The organism is Dermabacter sp. HMSC08H10, assembly GCF_001807585.1.
GTDB lineage: Bacteria > Actinomycetota > Actinomycetes > Actinomycetales > Dermabacteraceae > Dermabacter > Dermabacter hominis.
In genome coordinates this window covers 98,449-120,158 of the sequence record NZ_KV789429.1, presented here as the reverse complement: position 1 = coordinate 120,158, position 21,710 = coordinate 98,449, and the positions used below count along the sequence as shown (strand labels likewise).

18 protein-coding genes and 1 riboswitch are annotated in these 21,710 nt (G+C 64.6%); of the genes, 3 read left to right on the top strand and 15 right to left on the bottom strand.

The annotated features are described in order from the left end of the window. Positions 1-5: 5 nt before the first annotated feature. The 6 genes from murQ to HMPREF3176_RS08665 all read right to left on the bottom strand — a co-directional run bounded on the left by murQ (position 6) and on the right by HMPREF3176_RS08665 (position 6,951). Positions 6-1,004 (bottom strand): N-acetylmuramic acid 6-phosphate etherase, encoded by a 999-nt coding sequence (gene murQ, locus HMPREF3176_RS08690; RefSeq protein WP_070459825.1) that lies wholly within the window; start codon positions 1,002-1,004, stop codon positions 6-8. After that, a complete protein-coding gene (locus tag HMPREF3176_RS08685; protein WP_070459822.1) occupies positions 997-2,220 on the bottom strand; it encodes an anhydro-N-acetylmuramic acid kinase in 1,224 nt (407 codons plus the stop codon). The genes murQ and HMPREF3176_RS08685 overlap by 8 nt, the downstream gene beginning before the upstream one ends. Further along, the gene (locus tag HMPREF3176_RS08680) at positions 2,217-3,716 is read right to left on the bottom strand and encodes a glycoside hydrolase family 3 N-terminal domain-containing protein (protein ID WP_070459819.1); all 1,500 of its coding nucleotides are present in this window, start codon (positions 3,714-3,716) and stop codon (positions 2,217-2,219) included. The genes HMPREF3176_RS08685 and HMPREF3176_RS08680 overlap by 4 nt, the downstream gene beginning before the upstream one ends. A gap of 9 nt (positions 3,717-3,725) precedes the next feature. Next, a complete protein-coding gene (locus HMPREF3176_RS08675) occupies positions 3,726-4,592 on the bottom strand; it encodes a carbohydrate ABC transporter permease (RefSeq protein ID WP_083286345.1) in 867 nt (288 codons plus the stop codon). Further along, the gene (locus tag HMPREF3176_RS08670) at positions 4,589-5,557 is read right to left on the bottom strand and encodes a carbohydrate ABC transporter permease (RefSeq protein ID WP_141742409.1); all 969 of its coding nucleotides are present in this window, start codon (positions 5,555-5,557) and stop codon (positions 4,589-4,591) included. Before HMPREF3176_RS08670 ends, HMPREF3176_RS08675 begins: the two co-directional genes overlap by 4 nt. A gap of 89 nt (positions 5,558-5,646) precedes the next feature. After that, positions 5,647-6,951, bottom strand: coding sequence for a sugar ABC transporter substrate-binding protein (locus HMPREF3176_RS08665; protein WP_016664253.1), 1,305 nt, complete (start codon positions 6,949-6,951; stop codon positions 5,647-5,649). Between the two features lie 130 nt (positions 6,952-7,081). Between HMPREF3176_RS08665 and HMPREF3176_RS08660 the strand changes: the two genes are divergently transcribed. Then, the gene (locus HMPREF3176_RS08660; RefSeq protein WP_016664254.1) at positions 7,082-8,092 is read left to right on the top strand and encodes an N-acetylglucosamine kinase; all 1,011 of its coding nucleotides are present in this window, start codon (positions 7,082-7,084) and stop codon (positions 8,090-8,092) included. Here the strand turns inward: HMPREF3176_RS08660 and HMPREF3176_RS08655 are convergent. From HMPREF3176_RS08655 to HMPREF3176_RS08630, 6 genes are all read right to left on the bottom strand, one after another. Continuing rightward, positions 8,080-8,481 carry an ankyrin repeat domain-containing protein gene (locus tag HMPREF3176_RS08655; protein WP_070459818.1) on the bottom strand — a complete coding sequence of 134 codons (402 nt, stop codon included), beginning with the start codon at positions 8,479-8,481 and terminating at the stop codon, positions 8,080-8,082. The two genes, HMPREF3176_RS08660 and HMPREF3176_RS08655, sit on opposite strands and share 13 nt — an antisense overlap. Next, positions 8,478-10,643 (bottom strand): ATP-binding cassette domain-containing protein, encoded by a 2,166-nt coding sequence (locus HMPREF3176_RS08650; RefSeq protein ID WP_083286343.1) that lies wholly within the window; start codon positions 10,641-10,643, stop codon positions 8,478-8,480. Before HMPREF3176_RS08650 ends, HMPREF3176_RS08655 begins: the two co-directional genes overlap by 4 nt. Further along, a complete protein-coding gene (locus HMPREF3176_RS08645; protein ID WP_016664257.1) occupies positions 10,640-11,248 on the bottom strand; it encodes an ECF transporter S component in 609 nt (202 codons plus the stop codon). Before HMPREF3176_RS08645 ends, HMPREF3176_RS08650 begins: the two co-directional genes overlap by 4 nt. Then, positions 11,245-11,889, bottom strand: a complete 645-nt coding sequence (locus tag HMPREF3176_RS08640) for an ECF transporter S component (RefSeq protein WP_070459815.1) — start codon at positions 11,887-11,889, stop codon at positions 11,245-11,247. The genes HMPREF3176_RS08645 and HMPREF3176_RS08640 overlap by 4 nt, the downstream gene beginning before the upstream one ends. 53 nt (positions 11,890-11,942) lie before the next feature. Continuing rightward, positions 11,943-12,048: riboswitch (TPP riboswitch) on the bottom strand. Between the two features lie 46 nt (positions 12,049-12,094). Further along, positions 12,095-12,679, bottom strand: coding sequence for a hypothetical protein (locus HMPREF3176_RS08635; RefSeq protein WP_070459812.1), 585 nt, complete (start codon positions 12,677-12,679; stop codon positions 12,095-12,097). 3 nt (positions 12,680-12,682) lie between these two features. After that, positions 12,683-14,677, bottom strand: a complete 1,995-nt coding sequence (locus tag HMPREF3176_RS08630; protein ID WP_070459810.1) for a M13 family metallopeptidase — start codon at positions 14,675-14,677, stop codon at positions 12,683-12,685. A gap of 140 nt (positions 14,678-14,817) precedes the next feature. Between HMPREF3176_RS08630 and HMPREF3176_RS08625 the strand changes: the two genes are divergently transcribed. Next, positions 14,818-15,834 carry a YeiH family protein gene (locus HMPREF3176_RS08625; RefSeq protein ID WP_070459807.1) on the top strand — a complete coding sequence of 339 codons (1,017 nt, stop codon included), beginning with the start codon at positions 14,818-14,820 and terminating at the stop codon, positions 15,832-15,834. A 69-nt stretch (positions 15,835-15,903) separates the two neighbouring features. Here HMPREF3176_RS08625 and HMPREF3176_RS08620 read toward each other — a convergent pair whose 3' ends face one another. Continuing rightward, entirely contained in the window at positions 15,904-16,725 is an 822-nt protein-coding gene (locus HMPREF3176_RS08620; protein ID WP_083286342.1) for a hypothetical protein, read from the bottom strand. Between the two features lie 191 nt (positions 16,726-16,916). Here HMPREF3176_RS08620 and HMPREF3176_RS08615 point away from each other — a divergent pair, with 191 nt between their 5' ends. Further along, positions 16,917-17,996 (top strand): ADP-ribosylglycohydrolase family protein, encoded by a 1,080-nt coding sequence (locus HMPREF3176_RS08615; protein ID WP_070460120.1) that lies wholly within the window; start codon positions 16,917-16,919, stop codon positions 17,994-17,996. 168 nt (positions 17,997-18,164) lie between these two features. Here the strand turns inward: HMPREF3176_RS08615 and HMPREF3176_RS08610 are convergent, their stop codons facing one another. Both HMPREF3176_RS08610 and HMPREF3176_RS08605 read right to left on the bottom strand, forming a co-directional pair. Beyond that, positions 18,165-20,720, bottom strand: coding sequence for an FtsX-like permease family protein (locus tag HMPREF3176_RS08610; protein WP_070459805.1), 2,556 nt, complete (start codon positions 20,718-20,720; stop codon positions 18,165-18,167). Continuing rightward, a complete protein-coding gene (locus HMPREF3176_RS08605) occupies positions 20,717-21,442 on the bottom strand; it encodes an ABC transporter ATP-binding protein (RefSeq protein ID WP_034372646.1) in 726 nt (241 codons plus the stop codon). Before HMPREF3176_RS08605 ends, HMPREF3176_RS08610 begins: the two co-directional genes overlap by 4 nt. Positions 21,443-21,710 lie beyond the last annotated feature (268 nt).

Genomic DNA, 21,710 nt, shown 5'->3' with positions numbered 1-21,710 from the left:
GGTGCCTATCGTTCCTCGGCGGCCGTCGGAGAGCCCACGCGGGCGCGCAAGGCTTCGCTTGCCGAACGAATCCCCGAGGCATCCCCCGGGCGTTTGGCAGAAGGCGGGAACTTCGCGAGCACCTCGAGGGCCTCCGGAGCGTGCTCGAGCGAGGCTCCAGCGAGGAGGAGCACGAGGGCGGCGCGCAGGTTGTTCTCGGTCGCGCCGAGGGCCGCGCGTGCGGCGTCTTCATTCGCGCCCGTTGCTTCGCGCACGATGCGCACCGTGCGCGCCACGAGCTTCTCATTCGTCGCGCGAACATCGATCATGAGGTTCTCGAAGGTCTTGCCGAGACGCACCATCACCGACGTCGACAGGGCGTTGAGGAGCACCTTTTGCGCGGTCGCAGCCTTCATGCGGGTCGACCCCGTGACAACCTCGGGGCCAGTGTTCACGAGAAGCGGCACATCGGCAAGCGCCGCGAGCGGCGCATTCGGGTTCGCGCTCACGAGCGCTGTCGCGAGCCCGCGCTCGCGGGCCGCTGTAAGGGCGCCCTTCACGTACGGGGTTCGGCCACTCGCGGCAAGCCCCACGATGACGTCGTGCGCGCCCGCGTGGTCCGCAATGACACTCGCGCCGAGCTCTTCGCTGTCTTCGGCGCCCTCGACAGCTTTCATCATCGCACCGTCTCCGCCCGCGAGATGCGCGACGAACATGTCGGAGTCAGCGTTATACGTGGGCAGAAGCTCGACTGCGTCGAGAACCCCGAGCCTGCCCGAGGTGCCCGCGCCAACGTAGTGCACGCGGCCCCCGTTCGTGAGGGCGTCCACGCACAGGTCGGTCAAGCGCGCGACCTCGTGGGTCAGTGCTTGCACGGCCGCGACGACCGTGGCATCTTCCGCGAGGATGCGCGAGACAACCTGCTCGGATGCGAGCGTATCGATGTCGCGCGAGCGGGGATTGCGCTCTTCGGTGGGCGAGTGCACCTGGACGAGCGGAGTGAGCGGGCCTTGTGAATCAGTCACGGGAATCCTCCACGAGAAGTTGGCGGGGTGCGGTTGTCGAAAGCGGGACGGTGCGCAGGGCGTGCGGCGGGGTGAGCTGACCGAGGACAGCGGGCTCTGTCGCGCCGGTGGCATCGATCAGCGCACCGGGCAAGCCGTGCGCAGAGTAGTAGCCGATGAGGGCCATGAGGAACGCTTCTTTGATGTCGGGGTCGAGGCCGCCAAGCGGACCCGTAGTCACCGTACATGCAGGTAGGAGGGCTTCGATGCGGGCCATGAGGCTCGGGTTGTGGGCGCCGCCGCCGGTCACGTGAAGGCGCGTGCGAGGCTCGTGCCCCACTTCGGCCTTGAGCGCATCGGCGAGAGCGCGGGCAGTGAGTTCCGTGAGCGTCGCGAGCAGGTTCTCAGTGCTAAGCGTGTCCAGGTCGATGCCCGCTTCGCGTGCGCGAGCATCGAGCCACGCCGACGAAAAATACTCCCTGCCCGTGGACTTCGGAAAGGGAAGTGCGAAGTAAGGGTCGGCGAGCAGCGATGAAAGAAGGGTGTCGTCCACACGTCCGGCGGCGGCTCGGGCGCCATCCGTGTCGCACGCCGTTCCCGTGCGAAGGGCGGCGGCCGCGTCAATGAGCCCGTTACCGGGGCCCGTGTCGCCCGCGCGCACGAGCGGGGGAGCGGTGGGTCCGACGGCTGCCGGGGTGCACAGCGTCGCATTGGCTATCCCACCGATGTTCACCGCGCATCCGCCGTCGGGGCCGAGAAGGAGTTGGTCGAGGAGAGGGGCGAGTGGCGCGCCGGTCCCGCCACGGGCGATGTCGGCGCTGCGCACGGTGCTCAGCGCAGCAATCCCGGTTGCGGCGTGGATACGGGAGGCGTCCCCAATGGCAAGGGTCGCGAGGGTGCGCCCGCCCTCGACGTTGTGAAAGAGCGTTTGCCCGGGCGAGACGACAAGATCGAGTGGTGCGTCGGATCCGCGTTCGCGGGCATCGTCGCGCACGCTTGTAACGACGCCAGCGAGGAACTCGCCAACGTGCGCATCGAGCAGTGTGAGCTCTGCGAGCGAGGGAACACTCGCACTGGTCACGGCCTCGAGGACGCGGCCGCGAAGGGCTTCGGGCCACGGGTGCTCACCCGAGCTCTTCACACGTGCGTGAAGCACGTCGCCGTCGCGGGAGAAATCGACGAGGGCGAAATCCGCCGAATCAACCGACGTGCCCGTCATGAGACCGAGGATCCTCATCGCGCGACCTCTCCCAAAGCGAGATCGGCTGCGGCGTTCATGACGCCCCGACTCGCACCATAGGTGAGAAGAACGGTGGCGGGCGATGAGAGCGTGTGGGGGAGCGGTGCCGTTTCCGGAACACCCGTGTGAAGGACGATCAGGCGCGAGCCCAACTCGTGTGCATTCGCGGCGGCCTGCTCGAGACGAGCCGTTTCCGCGTCACTCGCCGAGCCAAGCCGAGTGAGCACGAACGTCACCTGCGGGCTTTCGTAGCCCGGCGGCGGGTCTGCGGGTAGAAGACGAATACCTCGGTGCTCGAGTACCGGCGCGAGGAAGGTGCGCCCTTTACCCGCCGCGTAATCGTGCGCGAAACGCGCATCGACGATGGCTGCTGTTGAAATACGGTCCGCGACAGGCGACGACTCGAGTGCCCACCGCACCGCACGTCGAGAGGCACGCTCGCCAACTGCCTCGAGATGAGCCTCCGCTCTCTCGAGCGCCTCCACGGTGCACGCAGACGCGCTCGCCCGGCCCGCAAGTGCCGTGCGCACGCGCTCGGCGCGCGAGCGCAGCTCATCGCGTTCAAGCCGCCCCGAACGAAGAGCCTCAGCGATTGCGTCGTGGGCCTCGACAAGCATGTTCTCGCCATCGCGGCGGATTGATGTCCCAAGACACAGCAGGTGCGCACCGGCCTCAAGCGCCCGCACGGTTGCCTCCGCGTAGCCTACCGATTCGGTAATCGCCCCCATGTCGAGAGCATCGGTCACGAGGAGTGCATCGGGATTGATCTGCGCAGCAAGAGCATACGACCACGGGGCAATCGTCGCGGGCCCTTCACCGAGCGACGGCACACACACGTGGCCCGTCATGAGGGCATCGGGCGCGCTGCCGAGCTCGCGGAAGGCCGCGACGTGCTGGGCGAGGGCGTCCTCGAGCGACAGGGCGACCGTCGGAACTCCCAGGTGCGAATCAACCGCAGTGTCTCCGTGCCCGGGAAAATGCTTCGCACAGCTCAGCACCCCCGCGTGCGAAAGCCCCTCGCATACCGCCCGCGCATGCCGCGCGACCGGCCCCGGCGACGTGCCGAAACTGCGGGCACCGATCACGGGATTGGAAGGATTCGTGTTGACGTCTGCGACGGGGGCGAAGTTCATGCGTACGCCAATCGCGGCGAGAACCCGCCCGATGGCCTCGCCGTATTCGCGCGAAAGCTCGGGATCGTCGATGTCCCCGAAACCACGGGCTGCTGGAAACGCGCCACCGTGCGCCGCATAGAGCCGAGTGACGTCGCCGCCCTCCTCGTCGATCGTGACGATCGGCTCTGTGCAACTCGCCTCACGCACCTGGGCGATAAGCCTTTGGGCCTCGCGCGTATTCGGCGTGTTGTACCCGAACAGGCACACACCGCCGAGTCCGGCCTCGAGCGCCTGCGCGAGCCATTCAGGGACGTCCGTGCCGGGAAAAGACGCGAGAAGCGGGGCGAGAGCATCGGCATCAAAACGAGACTGAGACATGGTCACCTTCTAACCTTTGACCGCGCCTGCCGTGAGCCCCGACGACAGCTGGCGCTGGACCAGGACGAAGAAGATCACAACGGGAAGCGCGATGATGGTCGAGGCGGCCATGATCGGCCCCCAGTCGGCCGTGTTCTGCGTGAAGAACGTCCGCAGACCAACGCCTACCGTGTACTTCGACGAGTCCGTCATAAACGTGAGGGCAAAAATGAACTCGTTCCACGCGGTGATGAACGCGAACACGCTCGTGGCGACGAGACCGGGGGCGACGAGCGGCAGGAGAATCGAGAAGAACATCCTGAACCATCCGGCGCCATCGATGTAGGCGGCTTCCTCAAGTTCCTTCGGGACCGCGGCGACGAAACCCTTGAGGTTCCAAATCGCGAACGGAAGCGAGAAGGCAAGATAGACGATCACGAGCCCGAGGAGCGAGTTGAGCATGTTGAGGGTGCGCGCCTGGAGGAACAGCGGGATCACAAGAGCCTCGAGCGGCACCATCTGCACCATGAGCACGAGAACGAGCACGACGGTGCGAAGGCGGAAGCGGTAGCGAGCGACACCAATCGCGGCGAACAGCGCGATTGCGCCCGACAGGAGCACGGTGCCGGCCGCGACGATGAGGGAGACCTTGATGTACTCGAAGAAGTTCGCGTCGATCAGAACCGTTTTAAAGTGATCGAGGGTAAAGCCCGAAGGCAGAATACCCGCGCCGCGAGAATTCGCGTGCGTATCCACGGCGGTCGTGAGCATCCAGTAAAACGGGAAGAGCGCGTAGAGGAGCAGAAGGGCGATGCCGAGAGCCTTCGCGATATTTGCGGGGCAAAGCGGGTTCTTCTTATTGGCGGGTGTGGCGCCGGTGGGAGCGGGGGTACTCACAGTTCATCCTCCTTCATGAGTGCGCGCATGTAGACCACGGAGATCGCGAGAAGGACGAGAGTGAGAAGTACCGCGATAGCAGAGCCCATGCCGTACTTTCCCTGCCCAAACGACTCGGTGTAGGACCACACGCCGAGGTTCATCATGTGTCGGTTCGACCCATCGCCGCCGGGCATGAGATAAATCTGCGTGAAGACCTTGAAGTCCCAAATCGTCGACAAGATGATGCACACGGCGAGGATCGGGCGGATCATCGGGATGGTGACGTTCGTGAAGCGCTTGAGTGCACTCGCGCCATCGACTTTCGCGGCCTCGTACAGGGACTCCGGGATCGTGAGGAGCCCGGCGAGGGTCGTCACGGCGATAAAGGGAAAGCCGTGGTACACGACATTGAGCGCGGCAATTCCGTAAAACGCGAGGCGAGAATCCCACCAGTTGGCACTGCCCGGAGTGAAAAGCCCGAGTGATTCAAGGACGCTCGCCACGAACCCGCTCGTGGGATCGAAAAGCCACACAAACACGTAGGTGCCGGTAAGCGCGGGAACGGCCCACGCGACCATGATCGCGCCGATGCAGATGTTGCGCCACGTGAGCGAGAGCGTATTGAGAAACAGCGCAACGGCAACGCCCACGAGCATCGTCAGCACCACGCACACGGCCGCAAATCCGACGGTGTTGGGAAGCACGGTTGTCCACAGATGCGGGTCGCTGAGAATCGCCGAATAGTTGGCAAAGCCCACGTAGTTGGTGGTGCCCTTCAGCAGGTTACGCAGGCCGTAGTCCTGAAGCGAGAGGTCGAATACGCGAAACAGGGGGAAGATCAACAGGACCGCGAGCGTGAGAAGCCCGGGTGCGAGGAGCAGCCACGGCGGCAGGTGTCGGCGCGCCCACATCGACAGTCGTGACGAGCGGCTCGTGTCAGCCGGGGGCAGCGCACTCTCGTGAGTGTCGTTCATGGTGGTCATCGAGGAAGCTTTCGAACGTGGGCTGGGAGCTCGGGACCCAGCCCTCAGCGAGTGGGTCCCGAGCGATGGTCGGTGAACAAAAATACGGCTTAGGCGCCGAAGATTCCGTCCATTTCCTTAGCGGCAGCATCAGCAGCAGCCTGCGGAGCCTGGCCACCGGCGAGGACGTTGCTCAGGAGGTTCGGGAGGGTCTTCTTGCCCTCGATCTGGCCCCACATCGGAGTAACGGGTACGGACTTGCCGGCCTCGGTCATTTGCGAAGCAAAAACCTTTGTGAGGTCGGTGCCGTTCTTGATCGTCTCGTCGAGCGCTGACTTCGTGCCGGGGAAGAAGTTCGTCTCTTCGCTCCACCGGGTCGCGAATTCGCCGGTTGTCATGAGCTTGATGAGTTCGAAGGCGAGCTCCGGCTCCTCGGAGTCCAGGAACCGGCACAGGTGGGAACCGCCCACGAAGCTGCCGGCAATCGCCGAGTCCTTGGCGGGGATGGTGAAAGCCGTGAGCTTATTGAACAGCTCTTCGTCGCTTGCCTTCACGGTTGCGGGCACCCACGAACCGGTGATGAACATGGCGACCTTGCCCTCCTGGAACTGCTTGAGGGAGTCGGTCTCCTTCCAGGTCGAGGCCGCCTCGGTCGACGAGCCATGCTTGAGGGCGAGGTCGGTGTACCACGTGAGGCCCTCGACTGCGGGCGCTTCGTTGATGGTGGCCTTCCAGTCTTTGCCGGAGCCTTCGGCAATGTCGCCGCCTGCTCCCCAGATGAAGGGGAGGAGAGCGAAAGGGGATCCGCCGTTGACCGGGAACGGGATGACGTCGGGATTCTTCGCCTTGAGGGTTTCGATCATGGCGAGGAGGTCATCCCACGACTGGGGCTGGGAGTTGACCCCCGCAGCTTCGAGGATCTCCTTGTTCGCGAGGATCGAGCGGATGCCCGCGTACCACGGCATGCCGTACAGCTTGCCGTCAAGCGTGCCCGCTTCCTTGAGTGCATCGATGAGGTCCGAGTCAATTCCGGCCTTCTTGACGTCTTCCGTGAGGTCGTCGAGGCCCCCTGCATCCGCGAACTCGGGAGTCCAGGTTGTGCCGATCTCGGCAACGTCGGGGCCGGTGCCACCCGCCATGGCGGTCACGAACTTGTCGTGCGCGCCATCCCACGGCTGGACCTCGACCTTGAGGGTCGCGCCCGTGTGCTTGGTGAACTCCTCCTGGAGGGCCTTGACGTATTCGTCAGTCTTGGCGTTCGTTCCCTCCATGATCCACAGGGTGATGGTCTTGCCGTCATTGGCGGCCTTATCGGTGGGGTTGGAGGAGGAACCGCCCGAATTGCCGCACGCGGCGAGGCCCACGGTGGCCGCGCCGAGTGCTCCGGTGGCGATGAGGTTCCTGCGGGTGATCATAGTGTCTCCTTTGAGCTATGGGGGACGGGCACCGTCGTGAAAAAATATTTCATCCGTATGCCTCAAGATGAAACTTACCACAACTTGTGGGGTGGATGACATACTGGGCGAGACCGAAAGGACTGCTGACATGCCGATTTCCGTGATTCTGGGGGCCGACGTCGGAGCGACCCATACGCGCCTCGCAATCGAGGGAGCCGATGGGCGAAGTGGCGAGAGTTTCACGCCGGTCCGCGTCGAGGGCGCGGGGTTTAACGTGAGGTCCTCCGGGCCCGACGCGCTCGAGCACTTCGAGCAGACACTTGCGCGCGCCTTCGCCCCACTCGACACCGGCAGCACCCTGGAAAAGGCCGTCTTCGGCATATCTGGAGCGGGGCCCGCCCGCCACGAGCGCATCGAGGCGCTCGTGCGTGAGGCCGTTGTCTCGCAATCGGCCTCTCACCACATCCAGGTCGATCCCGCCAACGTTCGTGTCGTCGATGACCTCTGCACGGCATTCGCGAGTGCCTTCCCGGCATCCGCGTCACGACCCACCGGCGTTCTCGTTCTCGCAGGTACCGGCGCGGCAAGCGTGAGCTATGTGCGGGGCGTGGAGTCGGTGCGCCGCGATGGCATGGGATGGCTGCTAGGAGACGTCGGCTCAGCCGTGTGGCTCGGAAAGCGCGCTCTCGAGGCAGTGGCGGCGGACCTCGACGCGCGCGGGAGCTCGACAGCCCTCACCGACCGTGTATGCGCGGCGCTGGGCTTCAACCCACGTGACACCGCGGCCCAGCTCGACCCGCGCCAAGCGCTCATCCGTGAAGCCTACGACCTGACCCCGGCCGAGTACGGGCGTTTCGCCCCGATCGTGACCGAGCTCGGTCACTTCGGCGAGGGCGAAAGCGACGAGGTCGCGCGCGAGATCGTCGCGCAAGCCGTGGACAGCCTCCTCGAGGGGGCCCTTGTGCTCGCGGATCCTCTTCGCGGCAATTCACCCGTGAGTGTCGTTCTCGCCGGTAGTGTCCTCACCGCTCGCGGCCCGATTGGGGATCTCATGCGCTATGCGCTCGAACGCGAGGGGTTCGACGTGCGTGAGGCTGCCTCGCCGCTCGAAGGCGCGCTTGCGCTAGCGCGCGCGGAAACTCGCCTTCAGAAGTCGTAGGTGCGGGAAAAGAACCGAGCGCTCTCGCGCGCGCTGGGCACTCCCGCATCCGGGTCAGCGCCGGCCTCAACGAGCACCTCGACCACGTTGTCGAAGCCTTTGAATACGGCGCCCGCGAGCGGACTTTGCCCACGGTCGTTGAGAAGGTCGACGTCCGCGCCGTGCTCTGCAAGCAGCTTCACGAGTGCCGCGTGGCCGTGGTAGGCGGCAAGCATGAGCATGGTGTTGCCGTCTGCATCTTGCATGTTGAGGGGAATTCCCGCCTCGATAGCGGGGCGGAGAATCTCGAGGTTCCCCTCGCGTGCAGCGTCCATGAGGGCGCGCGCGAGTGCGGCGGCCTCATCGGCGTCGGCGTCGGTGCCGGGCTGGGGCGCGGTGTTTTCACTCATGCCACAAGCGTAGCGATGATGGGCGCGGCCAGCAGGACGATCCCGAGTCCCACGCCCCACGCATCGTGCCACGTGAACTGCGCACTATGGACCCACGTGCGCCGTTGCGCCGTCGCGAAACCGCGCGCGTCCATCGCGAGCGCTTGGATCTCCGCGCCGCGCAGCGTCGAGACGAGAAGCGCAAACGTTGCACCGGCGTAGAGTGCGAAGGAGTTGCGCTGCTGGATGCCGCGGATGCGGCGCGTAAAGACGATGTCGCCCCACTGCGAAAACACGTGTCCGAGCCGCGCGAGGCCCGCACTCATTGCTGCCGCGAAACGCGCGGGAACATGACACTTTTGGGCGAGAGCCTGACCGAAGCGGGTCGGGTCCAGACCTTCAAGAAGGATCGCGCCGGGGCCGACCATGGCGAAGATTCTCAGGCCCTCGACGCCGGCGCTCTGCCATGTCGACAGTTCGCCGAGTGGCCTGCCGGAAAGAATTCCGGCCGACCACGCGATGGTGAGCGCCGCGAGCACGATTGGTGCAAGGCGCGTCATGAGCCGGGCTGGAGTGCGCCAGGCGAGAGGGATGAGCGTGAGCGTGAGAATGGTGCCCGTGAGCGTCGGCGCGAGCGTGTGCATTCCGAACGATCCCGCGAAGGCTAAAGCGGCGATCGCGAGGATCGTGAGTGGATTGAGCTTATCGGCAGCGACGGCGCGCGGCGGGTGGGGAACGCGCGGGATCGGGGGAGCGGGGGACGGGTCCGACGGTTGCTTGCACGCGATACTCTCTCGGAGATCGTCACGCCCCGGCGCTGCCTCGAGGGCAATGACTCGGTCGCACGCGCGCACGAGCCGCTCGTCATGCGTGGCCGCAAGGACCGCGCGGCCGCTGACGAGTGCGCGAGCAATGAGCTCAGCCACCGCACCAAACGCCGCGTCGTCGAGGCCCACAGTCGGCTCGTCGAGCACGAGAATGTCGCGGCCCGAGGCGAGTGCCGTCGCGAAGGCGAGGCGACGCTGCTCACCCCCTGAAAGCGTGAAGGGGCCGGCGGATTCGAGGTGAGCGAGGCCTGTCGCCTCGAGCCACGCCCGTGCGGCCTCATCGTCGTTCGGATCCTCGGCGCCAGCTTTCACCTCGTCGAGGACGGTGCGGGCGACGAAGCTCTGCTCGGGGTTTTGCGGGAGCCATGCGGCTCGAAACGGCGCTTTCTTCGCTGCGCGCTTACCCCTACCCGTACGCTCGCGGGTCTCCTCGAGAAGGTAGCGGATCAAGGTGGACTTGCCGATGCCACTTGGACCCGTGAGCGCGGCGAGCTCTCCGTTGTAAAGCTCGACGTGAACGGGGCCGGCAAACAGAGTGCGGCCTTCGAGCGTCGCGGGAACCTCGAGGTCAATGAGAGCGACCCTCTCGCTGCCTCCTCGCAGCGATTTTTGTTCGCTGCCGAGCGCACTTTCGCCACGAGAGCCGTCCGCGCGCCATGCCCCCGCGGGAGCGTCCTCAAGTATCTGACCGCCCGCACCTATGCGGATGACGCGGTCGACGTGGGCGCGCCAGAGCTCCACTTGGTGATCCGCAACGACGAGGGTGAGGCCCTCGGTTGCTTCGCAAATGGCGTCGCGTACCGCGAGTGCCGTCTTGGCGTCGAGCATTGCAAGCGGCTCGTCGAGAGCGATTGCCCCGGCACCCGTGGCGATCAGGCCCGCGAGGGAGAGGCGCTGCTGCTGCCCACCAGAAAGGTGGTAGGGGTTGGCATCGAGCGGAGAGGAAAACGCGGCCGCGGCGTGTGCATCGCGCACCATTGCGGGCATGCGTGCAGGATCAACGCTCGCATTTTCCGGGCCGAAAGCGGTATCGATTCCTGTCGTCGCGCCCACGAACGAGTGGACGGGATTTTGCACCATGAGGGCGACGCCCGGCACGGGAGATGCTTCGGGAAGTGGTGCCGAGGGGTCGACCCCTTCCGGTGGGTCCTCGGGGATGAGGCCGCTCAGGGCCTTGAGAATCGTCGATTTTCCCGAGCCGCTCGCACCCGTGAGAAGAACGCGTTCACCCGCAGCAATCTGGAGGGAAAGGCCAGAGAGAACCGGGGCCCTACGCCCCGGTGGTGTATAGGTGAAGTCATCGATCCCCACACCCACGGCACGGCGGGTGGAGGCAAGCGTCGGGCTCTCACTCACCGCTGTGCGGCCTCCTCACGCCCGGGTGCGAAATTCCCGAGAGCCCCGGTCTTCGCAAGCGCGCGCACGATTGCCGGCGCCGGCAACGCAAGCAGAATGACGCCAGAAATGATGAACAGTGCGAGGTGGGCGAATCGGAACGGCATGGCCCAACTCGGGAAGAACACGAACTGCTCCCAAATCCACTGCAAAACCATCGAGATCCAGGCGCCTGCGAGAACCCACTTAAACGACGGCTTCGCGTATTTCGTGGCGGCACCCATGACCTCGAAGCCGATCGCAACGATCGCGCCCGAGATCAGCACCGTCCACCCGAAGTGCGAGCCGAGAAGTGCCTCGATGATCGCGCCAATCCACATCGTGCCAAGTGCCGAGCCGGGTTTACGGACGATGAGCATCGAGAGCGCCGCCGGCAGAGCCCACGGACCCGCGGCGATGCCTTCACTGGGCGGGAAGAGCGAGAAGACGGGCTTGAGCGCGCCGAGCCCGGCGGCGTAGGCGAAGAACGCGACGCCCGCGATCAGGCCCATTGATACAACAACGAGAAGATCAATGGTGCGGTAGCGAAAAGCAGAATGGTTATCAGGAGCAGCTGTCGTCATCATGCGTCGATTCTAGAACCGCCACGCGGGGCTTGAGAGACGGCAAAGTCCCTGCCCACCGGAAACTGATTGAGTGCACCGGCCTTCGCGAGTGCCGTGACGATAGCGCGCCCGAGAGCCGCGAGAAGCGTGAGGGCGCTGATCCAGAAGAATACGAGAAGCATGACTTTGTAGCCCGCAGACCACGAGGGGTAGTACGCGGTGATCTCGTAAAGCCATTCGAAGAGGGTCGACAGAAGCGAGCCGCCAATCACGACCGCTGCGCTCGTACTCGCCCACCCCGAGAGCGCGAACGCGATCTCGAAACCCGCGCCCTGGATGAGGCCGGAGATAAGCGCGCCGACACCGAAATGGCTGCCAAGGAGAGCCTCGAGGCACGCCGCGATAATTTCCGCGCCGAAGGCAGCGCCTGGGCGGCGAACGATCAACATCGCGACGAGAGCAGGAAGGCACCAGAAGCCAGTGAGGAGGCCCTCGAGCGGGGGGAAAACCGCGGTGAGAGGGGCCACAAGGTTGTACAGGTGCGCGTAGCCGGCAAAGGCGACGCCGAAGGCTACGCCGACCATGACGATCACGACGAGATCAATCGTGCGGTACTTAATGCGCTCGGAAAAGCCCGCTCGCGCTGTGCGTTGATCAGTCATCACCACTCCTTCCACTCGGAAGGGGCATGCTCGTGAAGCGGCGTGGCCGCGGCATGCGAGAAATCCCGACTCCCTACGCCGGTGCTAACCGGATCAGGTTCGAGGGTCAGCGCCCTTTGCGCACTCTCAGCACCGGTCGGTGCTCCCCTGTCTGTTGGATGACGCCCACAAGTGTACAGGCAGGTGAGGGCAGTGCCGCGAGCGCTCAGCGCGCAAATGTGATGGCCTTCGCGATCGCCTCGGCGACCTCGCACGGGTGCTCGGGGCTGAGCAGGTATGCCCCTCCGTCTCGGCCGATGATCTCCACGAGCTCACCGCCGCGGGTGACCGCAAACCGCGTGTCGGCCTGCGGCCCCACAAGCGTGCGAGGTTTGAGCGGCGCCACCGGGCGCACCTCATCCATGCGGGAAACCGCGACTTCGGCGCGCCCGAGCCCGATGTTGCCCACGAGTGAGCCGACCCGTTCCGGTGCAACGACGCGGATCTGCACCGTGCGGAAATTCTCGAGCGGCCACGTGGGCCGCGCGAGGAAACCACCGAGCTTCGGTGTGAGGCCGCGCTCGTCTACGACAAACCCGATCGTCGTGCGCATCCACGCCCATAGTGCATACCCCGCGAAACCGATCGCGAGGAGGATAGCGGTGCCGAGTCCGGGGTCGCCAAAGGTCAGCAACACGAACAGGCAGATTGCCGCGCCGATCACGAGGGTGAGGATGAGGCGGGTCCACGCGACCCGCCCCGGCCTCACCCTGCCCTTATACGGAGTGAGGTACTCGTGCTTGTGTGCCATCGTCTACCAGATGCTCACGCGGCGCTCGGGAGCGAGGAACAGGCCGTCGCCTTCCTTCACGCCGAAGGCGTCGTGGAACGCGTCAACATGGCGCACGACCCCGTTCGCGCGGAACTCCATGGGCGAGTGCGGGTCGATTGCGAGGCGACGAATGGCGTCGGCCTCGCGGTTCTTGCCGCGCCATACCGCACCCCACGAAAGGAAGAGGCGCTGGATGCCCGTGTAACCGTCGGACCCCACCTCGTGTGCCGCTTCGCCAACCTCATTGAGGTAGGCCTTGAGCGCGATCGTGAGACCGCCGAGGTCGCCGATGTTCTCGCCGATCGTGAAGGCGCCGTTCACGTGATGCTCATCTGAGAGGTCGCGCGGGCTCATCGCGTCGTAGTCGGCGATGAGCGAGCGCGTGCGCTTCTCAAACTCTTCGCGGTCCGCCTCGGTCCACCAGCTCTTGAGTGCGCCGTCACCGTCGTACTTGGAGCCCTGATCGTCGAAGCCGTGGCCGATTTCGTGGCCGATAACCGCGCCGATCCCACCGAAGTTCACGGCATCATCCGCATCGATCCCAAAATACGGCGGCTGAAGGATCGCCGCGGGGAACACGATTTCGTTCGCGCCAGGGTTGTAGTAGGCATTGACCGTCTGCGGGGTCATGTGCCACTCGCCGCGATCCACGCCCCGCCCAAGCTTTGCGATCTCGTAGTCATGGGTAAACGTCGCGATGTTTCCGACGGTGGCAAGGAGTGAATCGGGATCAATGGTGAGGCTCGAGTAATCCCGCCAGGTCTCGGGGTGGCCAATCTTCGGCGTGAACTTCTCGAGTTTCGCGAGGGCCTTTTCGCGGGTCGCCGGGGTCATCCACTCAAGCGAGGAGATCGACTCGCGGTAGGCGGTGATGAGGGCCTCCACGAGGTGCTCCATGCGCTCCTTGGCCTCGGGCGGGAAATAGCGCGCCACGTATGTCTCGCCGACGGCCTCGCCGAGGGCAGCCTCGACGAGGCTCACGCCGCGCTTCCAGCGGTCGCGGATCTCGGCGGTGCCCGAAAGTGTGGCGCCGTGGAAGGCAAAGTGGGCATCGACGAACTCGTCACTCAGGTAGGGCGCAGCGGCGTCGATCGCGTGGAGGGCGAGCCACGCGCGGAGGTTCTCGAGGCTTTCGCTCGACCACAGCTTCGAAATGGCCGCCGTGTACTCAGGCTCGTTGATGTTGATGGTTTCGACCCACTCGGCCTTCGCGCCGGCGCCCTCGAAGTAGGCGCTCCAGTCGAAGCTCGGGAAAGCATCGGCGCGCTCGGCGACGCTCATCGGGTTGTTCGATTTCTCGCTGTCGCGCCTGCGCACAACATCGACGTGCGCTTTCGCGATGCGGGTCTCGAGATCCATGACCGCCTCGGCGAGGGCACGCGCATCGCCTTCGGGCAGCCCGGCACGCCCCGGGAGCTTCGCAAGGTCGGCAAGAGTCGCGAGGTAATCAACGTAGGCCTCGCGGATCGCCCGGTACTGCTCGTCGCGGTAGAACGATTCGTCGGGAAGGCCGAGGCCCGCTTGGGTGATCTGTGCCTGGTAGCGCTCCGGGTCGTTGGCGTCTGTCCACACGTACAGAGCGATGATGCCGGTGGGGGCCGTTGCTTCGCCAGTGAAGCTCGTGAGCGCTGAACGGTCGGCGAGGCTGAGGATCCGCTCGAGCTGCGGCTCGAGGTCGCGCGTGCCCACCTCGTTCAAGCGAGCCTCGTCCATGAAAAGTTCATAGAGCGCGCCGATCTTTCCCTCATTCGAGTCGGCCGGGGCGTTCGAGGCCGCGGCCTTTTCGATGATGCCGCGTACGCGCTCCTCAGACAGATCGTGCAGGCGCATGAATTCCGAGTAGCTCGGCTTATCGGCTGGGATCTCAGCCGAGGCGAGCCACGCGCCATTGATGAAGCCGAAGAGGTCGTCCTGCGGACGAACGGACTCATCAATCTGGGTGAGATCGAGGCCGGTCTGGGATGCGGTCGAGGTCATGTGTCTCCTCCGGGATAGGGAAAATCGGAATGTCCGACGGTTGCCTCCACCCTAGCGATCCGCGGTTTGGGAAGGGTGGATGTGTCACGTTACGGTCCCGAAAATCTGAGCGAGCGTGCCTGGATTCCTAGAATGAGGCCGTGCCAGCTTCATCTTCTTCCCGCGTCTCTTCACTATCTCTCGTGCCCGGACTCGTGCCGTGCGGGCTCGTTTCAGTCCTTGCACTCGTTGTGAATCGTGCCCTGCCGGCAGTGAGCCCGCTTCTCATCGCGATCGTGCTCGGTGCGCTCCTCACGAACATCTGGACAATTCCGGAGTCGTGGAGCGCGGGTATCACGTTCGCGTCGAAGAAGCTCTTGCGTGTCGGGATCGTGCTGCTCGGCTTGCAGCTCGCGGTAGGGGACATCCTTTCGCTCGGCTGGCGTGTGATCGTGGGCGTCATCCTCGTCGTCACCCTCTCGATCCTCGGCACTCTCGCCATGGCGCGCGCCCTGGGCATCAGCCGCCCACTGTCGATCCTGATTGCGTGCGGCTTCTCGATCTGCGGTGCGGCCGCCGTTGCCGGCGTTGAAGATATCGCTGACGCTGACGAAGAGGAAATCGCCACCGCGATCGCGCTCGTCGTGCTATTCGGCACCCTTATGATCCCGCTCGCGCCGCTTGCCGCGCACGCGATGGGCATGGGAGAGAGCGCGGGCGGCACGTGGATCGGGGCGAGCACTCACGAGGTCGCCCAGGTCGTCGCCGCCGCAGGAGCCTACGGGGCCTCGGCCCTCTCGGTCGCGGTGATCGTCAAGCTCACGCGCGTGGTGCTCCTCGCCCCCGTCGCGGTCGCGCTCTCCCTCGCAGCACGCTCGCGCGGCACGCTGCGCGAGGGCACAAAACGTCCACCGGTCGTGCCACTTTTCGTCGTGGGCTTCCTCGTGATGGTTGGTCTCGGCTCGCTCCACATCATGCCCCCGCAGGCGCTCGCGGGAGTCAAGCTCTTGCAGACCGGGCTCCTCGCGGCGGCGATGTTCGCGCTTGGGCTCGGGGTGAAAATCAAGGGGTTGATCAGCGTCGGCGGGAAGCCCGTTCTCCTCGGTGCCATGAGCACCGTCTGGATTGCCCTGCTGGCGCTCGCCATGGTTGCGTTCTCGGGAGCGATGGGCGCGTAGCAAGCGTCGGAACCGCCCCTCCGCACCCGGTTTTCTCCACCCGAGTCGGCGAGGATGAGACAGAGCAATTTAGGAGAGCGCGGCTATTCCTGGCGCGAGCACGAAAATGACCGCGAGCGCGGCCGTCACGATGCCGATAGCGAACGGGGCGAACGCCCACGGAGAGGTCTTGCGGCGCTGCGGGCTCAGGCTCTGCACGATAAGCGTTGAAAGGCCCGAGGCGATCGAGAGAACGATCGTCGCGACCGTCATGATGGGGGCCGCTGTCACGAGCGTGCAGGCGCCAAGCTGGAACAGGAATAACCCTGCGATGTCGAGGAAGCGTACGCACATCGCGCGCCGCACCGAAATGCCGCCGTCGAGAACGCTGAGGACAGTCTCCTTCGACCAGTCTGAGGGTTGCGTGATCCGCCGGCGAGAGGCGGCAAGTTGTACGGTCGCGAGGGCCGCCCACACGAGCATCGCTCCCACCCCGATCCACAGGCCGAGCGCACCAGTCCACTGCCAACTCAGGGTCACGAGGGCAATCAGGCAGACGAGCAGTCTCACGAGTTCCTCAATCGCCACACGGCCCACGAGGAACCATGGCGAGCGGGTCATCGCCGCGCCCTTCTTAGTTCCCACCACGCCCGCCACAAGCATGAGAGCGAGGTGAACGAGGCCAAGGCCGATGCCGAGGAACACCACGCCCGCTGAGGTCGGTGTCGCCGCGAGACTCGCTGCAGCGAGCACGAGAGCGAGAAGCGGGGTGAGCAGCGAAAGTATGGCGAAACCACGCCCGAGCGCGTGAACGATGTCGTTGCCCGTGGGGCCGTGGTCGTGGTCGCTGCCGCACGAGCAACGATCAGTGCCGGGATCCACGTCGTGGGCGGGCTCAGGCGCTGTACTCACACAATCTCCTTGGTCAGCCGGGTACCGGATGCGCCTTCCAAGCGTAGTGAGCCGATGCGCATTTGCCCATTGGGTACAGGAAAATGCGAGAAACGCGGCTTAAACTGGCGTGACCGGTGTGCGCAGGGCGGCGCCAACACCGCCCGTGCGCACGCCGCACGAGTTTTCACGGCAACGAAAGGGGATTGAAATTGTCGAACATCGCCCCTTCAACCGAGGCTACGGCGGCCCGGGAACCTGAACGGCCGCACGATCCGCACAGCCTCAGCAAGCAGCAGCGCGAACGCGCACTCGGCGCGGTACTCGGCGCTGCCACGGGCGACGCGCTCGGAGCGCCCTACGAATTCGAGCCTCCCATTGCGGATTCCGACGACGTGGCCATGACCGGTGGCGGGCAGCTCGGCTGGAAGCCGGGGGAGTGGACCGACGACACGGCGATGGCGATCGTCATCATGCGAGCGGCCGCCCACGAGATCCACGGTGATTCGCTCACGAGCGAAAGTTCCCTCGACGCGATCGCCGCCGGCTGGTACCAGTGGTCGCGAGAAACCCCCGACATCGGGATCCTCACCTCGAACGTGCTGCTCGGCGCCCTCGAGACCGCGCAATCACACGGCAACAGCGTGCCCTCTGGCCGTGACATGCACGAGGCGGCCCGTGCGATACACAAAGCGCAGCATCACACCGCTGGCAACGGCGGGCTCATGCGCGCCTATTCAGTTGTTCTGCCGTACCTCCTCGCGAGCGAGGACGAATTCGAGCGCGCCGTTGTTTTCGTCAACACGCTTACGCACGTCGACCTCGAGACGATCGAGGCGGCAGTCCTGTGGAGCTTCGCTATTCGTCACGCAATTCTCACCGGCGAGCTCACGATCGATGCTGGCCTTGGCCGCCTCACGCCTGAACGCCGTGACTATTGGAGGGGCCTCATCGCCGAGGCGCACAGTGCCCCGCCCGCATATTTCGCTCGAAACGGGTGGGTCATTCACGCCTTCCAAGGAGCGGTTTCGGCCCTATGCCACGCGGGGGATGTTCCCGAGGACAAGTTCGAGCGCCGCGCCTACTTCACGCGCGTCGTCGAAGCGGCGGTGCGCAGTGGAAACGACACCGACACGGTCGCGGCAATCGCGGGTGCGCTCGCGGGCGCCGTCGTGGGGTACAAGGCCATCGATCCCGTGTGGCGGCGTGCGCTCAACGGCTGGCCCGGGTTTACCGAGAAGGACTTGGCGCAGCTCGCTCTGGCGGTGCTTGAGCGATTTGGCGCCTCGTGAGTTGCTCCCTCCCTCGAGGGGGTAGATAGGTGCTGAGCGCCCCCGTTGTGGTTTTACCCCTGCGCGTTTCCGCATTGATGTAAAAGACGGGCGGGAAGCAGTGTGCACGCACTGCTTCCCGCCCGTCCCGCGCATGAGCGCGGCCGCCCTATGGTGTGACGCTGATGCCTACTCGTCTCGCTGCGCGAGCGCCTGGGCCGGTGCCGTCGCGCTCGCCCGCATTCCGGGCAGGATTGAAGCGAGAACGCCTGCGACGAGCCCGGCGAGCAGAATCATGAGGAGATACAGCCACGGAATTGCCGGGTAGAAGTCGAACTCACCCGCAAGAAGTGAGCGCACGCCGAACATTCCGAAAGCGGTTCCTAGAAGCACGCCAACGAGTGAGCCCAGGAAGGCAATGAAAATACCTTCCCATACGAGCATCGCGCGGATCGCGCCCTTCGAGGTGCCCAGCGCACGCATCAGGGCGTACTCGCTTGAACGCTCGATCACGCTCAGGCTGAGGGTGTTCGCGACGCCGACGATCGCGACCACGACGGCAACCGCAAGGAGCGCGACGGTGATCGTGAGGAGCGTCTGGATCACCGTTGCCATCATCTCTCGCTGAGCCCCATCGAAGGACTGTGCCGTGACGGTCTCGGGAGGCAGCTGATTAGCAAGCTCACTCAGTGCACCGGTGAGTTGGATCGACGTGGTGTGAGCCCTCTGCGGAGAATCGGGAGCCGCGAACTTGACAAAGACCGCTTTGCCTTCGTCGATCCCAAGCCCGCTGAGGGTATCGGGGGCCACCAGGGAAATTGACAGTTTCCCCTTGACACGGACGGTGACCTCGCGCGCACTTCCATCATTCGCGTTGACGGTAACCTTCTCGCCGTCGTGAACATGGAACCGTTCCGCGCGAGCCTTGCCCATGTGCAGCTCTCCGGGCGGTGGAACCTCGATCGAGTCCGCCGTAGCGACCTCCTGCAGGTCCTCCGCCGAGGGGGCGTATACGGTCATCGCGCCCGCGTCGAACGGCAGTTCGGCCGTGGGGACCTGGCGTGCGGTGTCCACACCCTCGGTCTTTTGAACCTTCTCGAGGAAACCAGCGGGAAGGTCGGTGGCGGCAATGATGGTGTCGACAGGGACGCGGTCAGTGATGTCATGCTCGAATGTGTTTTGAGCGGTCACCGCACCGGAGGCCATTGTCGCCATGAGAGTGGTGCCAATGATGAGCGCTGACATCGTGATGCCCGTGCGTTTCGGGTGCCGCGCAAGGTTCAAAAATGCGAAGCGTGCGCTCGTGAAACCGAGGGCGGAGGCGAGTGCGTTGCCGAGTTTCGCCACCGGCGGGATGAGCGCCGGCAGCAGCCCGATCACACCGACAAGAATCGTGAGGCATCCGAAGAACGCGCACAGCATGGAAATAAGGATCATGAACTCGCTGTCTTTGAGGACAATTTCGACGACGAACGAGCCGAGTGAGACAACAACACCGAGCGCAACAACCGCCGAAGCGAAGATCGTGCGAATCAGCGACGCGTGCTTACCGGAGGCGATCTCTGCGGGGCGCAGCGCCTCGAGAGGCTTCACGCGAGAAGCGCTGATAGCCGGGAACACCGATGCACAGACCGCGAGGATGAGAGAGGCGAGGACCGGAACGAGAATCGCGAAGATATTCAATCCCGGGACGACAGGCAAAGCCTCGGAATAGGTGAAGCGGCCCACGAGAAGGAGCGCCCACCAGGCGAGGTACGCGAGAACAATGCCGAGAATCGAGCCGATAATCCCGACGAGTAGTGCGTCGCGAACGATCGCCCACATCGCCTGGCGGCGTTTCGCGCCGAGCGCACGCGCGAGAGCGAACGATCGCCTGCGCTGCGCCATCGTCACGGCGAACGAGTTCGTCACGACGAGCGCGCTCGTCGCAATAGCGATCAGGACGAATCCTGCGAGAAGAGCCGAGAGCATGGTCGCGACTGTCAACGCCATGAGATTCGCCTCCTCCAGGAATTCCGTGACAGTCGCGGCGTCGTACCCGGCAGCCTTGAGGTTACTCACCAACTCTTCTTCGCTCACGCCGGGCTTGGCGACGACGGCGATCGTGTAGTAGTCGGAGGCTTTTTCGGAGGCATCCCCTCCAAGAGCCGTGAGGGTGTCGATGCCCGCGGTGCCGAATGTGAGGGTGCCCCCGGGATTGAGGACCTGCGCGAGCTGCGGCCTGCTAATGCCAGCGACGGTGAAGGTAAGCGTCTGGCCGGAGTCGAGCGACTGGACCCCAATCTGGCTTCCAACCTTCAGATTGCGTTTTTTGGCGAACGACGTATCGACGGCAACCTCGTGGTCTCCACTGGGGGCTTTGCCTTCGACGTAGTGGGCATCAACGCCGGGGCGAACCGTGTCTACCTTGACAAACGTCCCCTTGGAATCGAGTGGGTTCTCTTTGCCTGTCTCCCCCTCGTCGAGTGCGATCGCGAACGTGTTGTCAGTCTTATAAAATGCGCCGTCGGCACCGTCCACCTTCCCAATGGCCTCGGGCGAGGCGGAAGCGGCATCGCCCTCCGTTGTAAAAGCTGGCTGTACGAGGGCGCTAGCCCCCTGAACGGGTCCCGTGACCTGGGCTTTGACAGCTTCGCCCACAAATCCGACGGCGAGAACAGCAATGGCAACGAAGGCGCTCGTAAGCGCAATCGTGATGGTGGCGGCGAGGTGCCTGCGCCGCGGCTGAAGTTTCAGGGTACTCACTGTGCCTGCACCGCTTTCTGGCCGATGTACTCATCGGCGACGATTCGGCCGTCATGCATGCGAAGGATTCGATCTGCCCTGTGTGCAGCGTCGTCTTCGTGCGTCACCATGACGACGGTGTGGCCGAGAACGTCGACGCTCTCACGCAAGAAGCTCAGTACGGCCTCGGTCGAAGCCGAGTCGAGGTTGCCGGTGGGTTCATCGGCAAAAATCACGGCGGGGCGCGTGACGAGTGCGCGCGTCAGCGCGACGCGCTGGATCTGGCCACCCGAGAGCTGACTGGGGCGGTGCCCGAGGCGCTCGGCGAGGCCAAAGCGCTGCACAAGCATCCCGAACCATTGCTCATCCACCTTGCGACCGGCGAGTTCAAGCGGGAGAAGAATGTTCTCCTTAGCCGTGAGCATGGGCAACAGGTTGAACGATTGGAAGACGAATCCGATGCGGTCGCGGCGGAGGGTTGTGAGCTGCGAGTCCGAGAGCTGAGTGATGTCGACGCCCTCGACCACGATCGTCCCAGAGTCGATTGAATCGAGACCGGCGAGGGAGTGGAGAAGAGTCGATTTTCCGGAGCCCGAGGCTCCCATGATCGCGGTGAACTCTCCGGCACGGATGTCGAGCCCGACTGCGTTGAGAGCGGTCACCTGGTTGCTGCCGCTTCCGTAGGTTTTGGTGACCTCGCGCGCGCTGACGGCGACGGGAGAGGGGGGAACGGTTGTGGACATGGGTACTCCTCTGGATGTCCGGGATGATGTGATCGGTCAGACATCTCTTATTCTTCGCGAGCATATGCGCTGAGGCAACAGTCTCGAGGCGCGGATGTTCTGAGGGGATCTCATACGTGAGATTGAGGGGGATTGCGACTTTCGGAGCGTCATAGTGCGTCACAGATTTTTTGGTTTTCGCCAGCGAGACCCCTAGTATTGACATGCTTATGGGGTACATAAGCTATTGTTAGCGCTTGTGTGTCCAACAACCTGTGTTTTGAAAGGA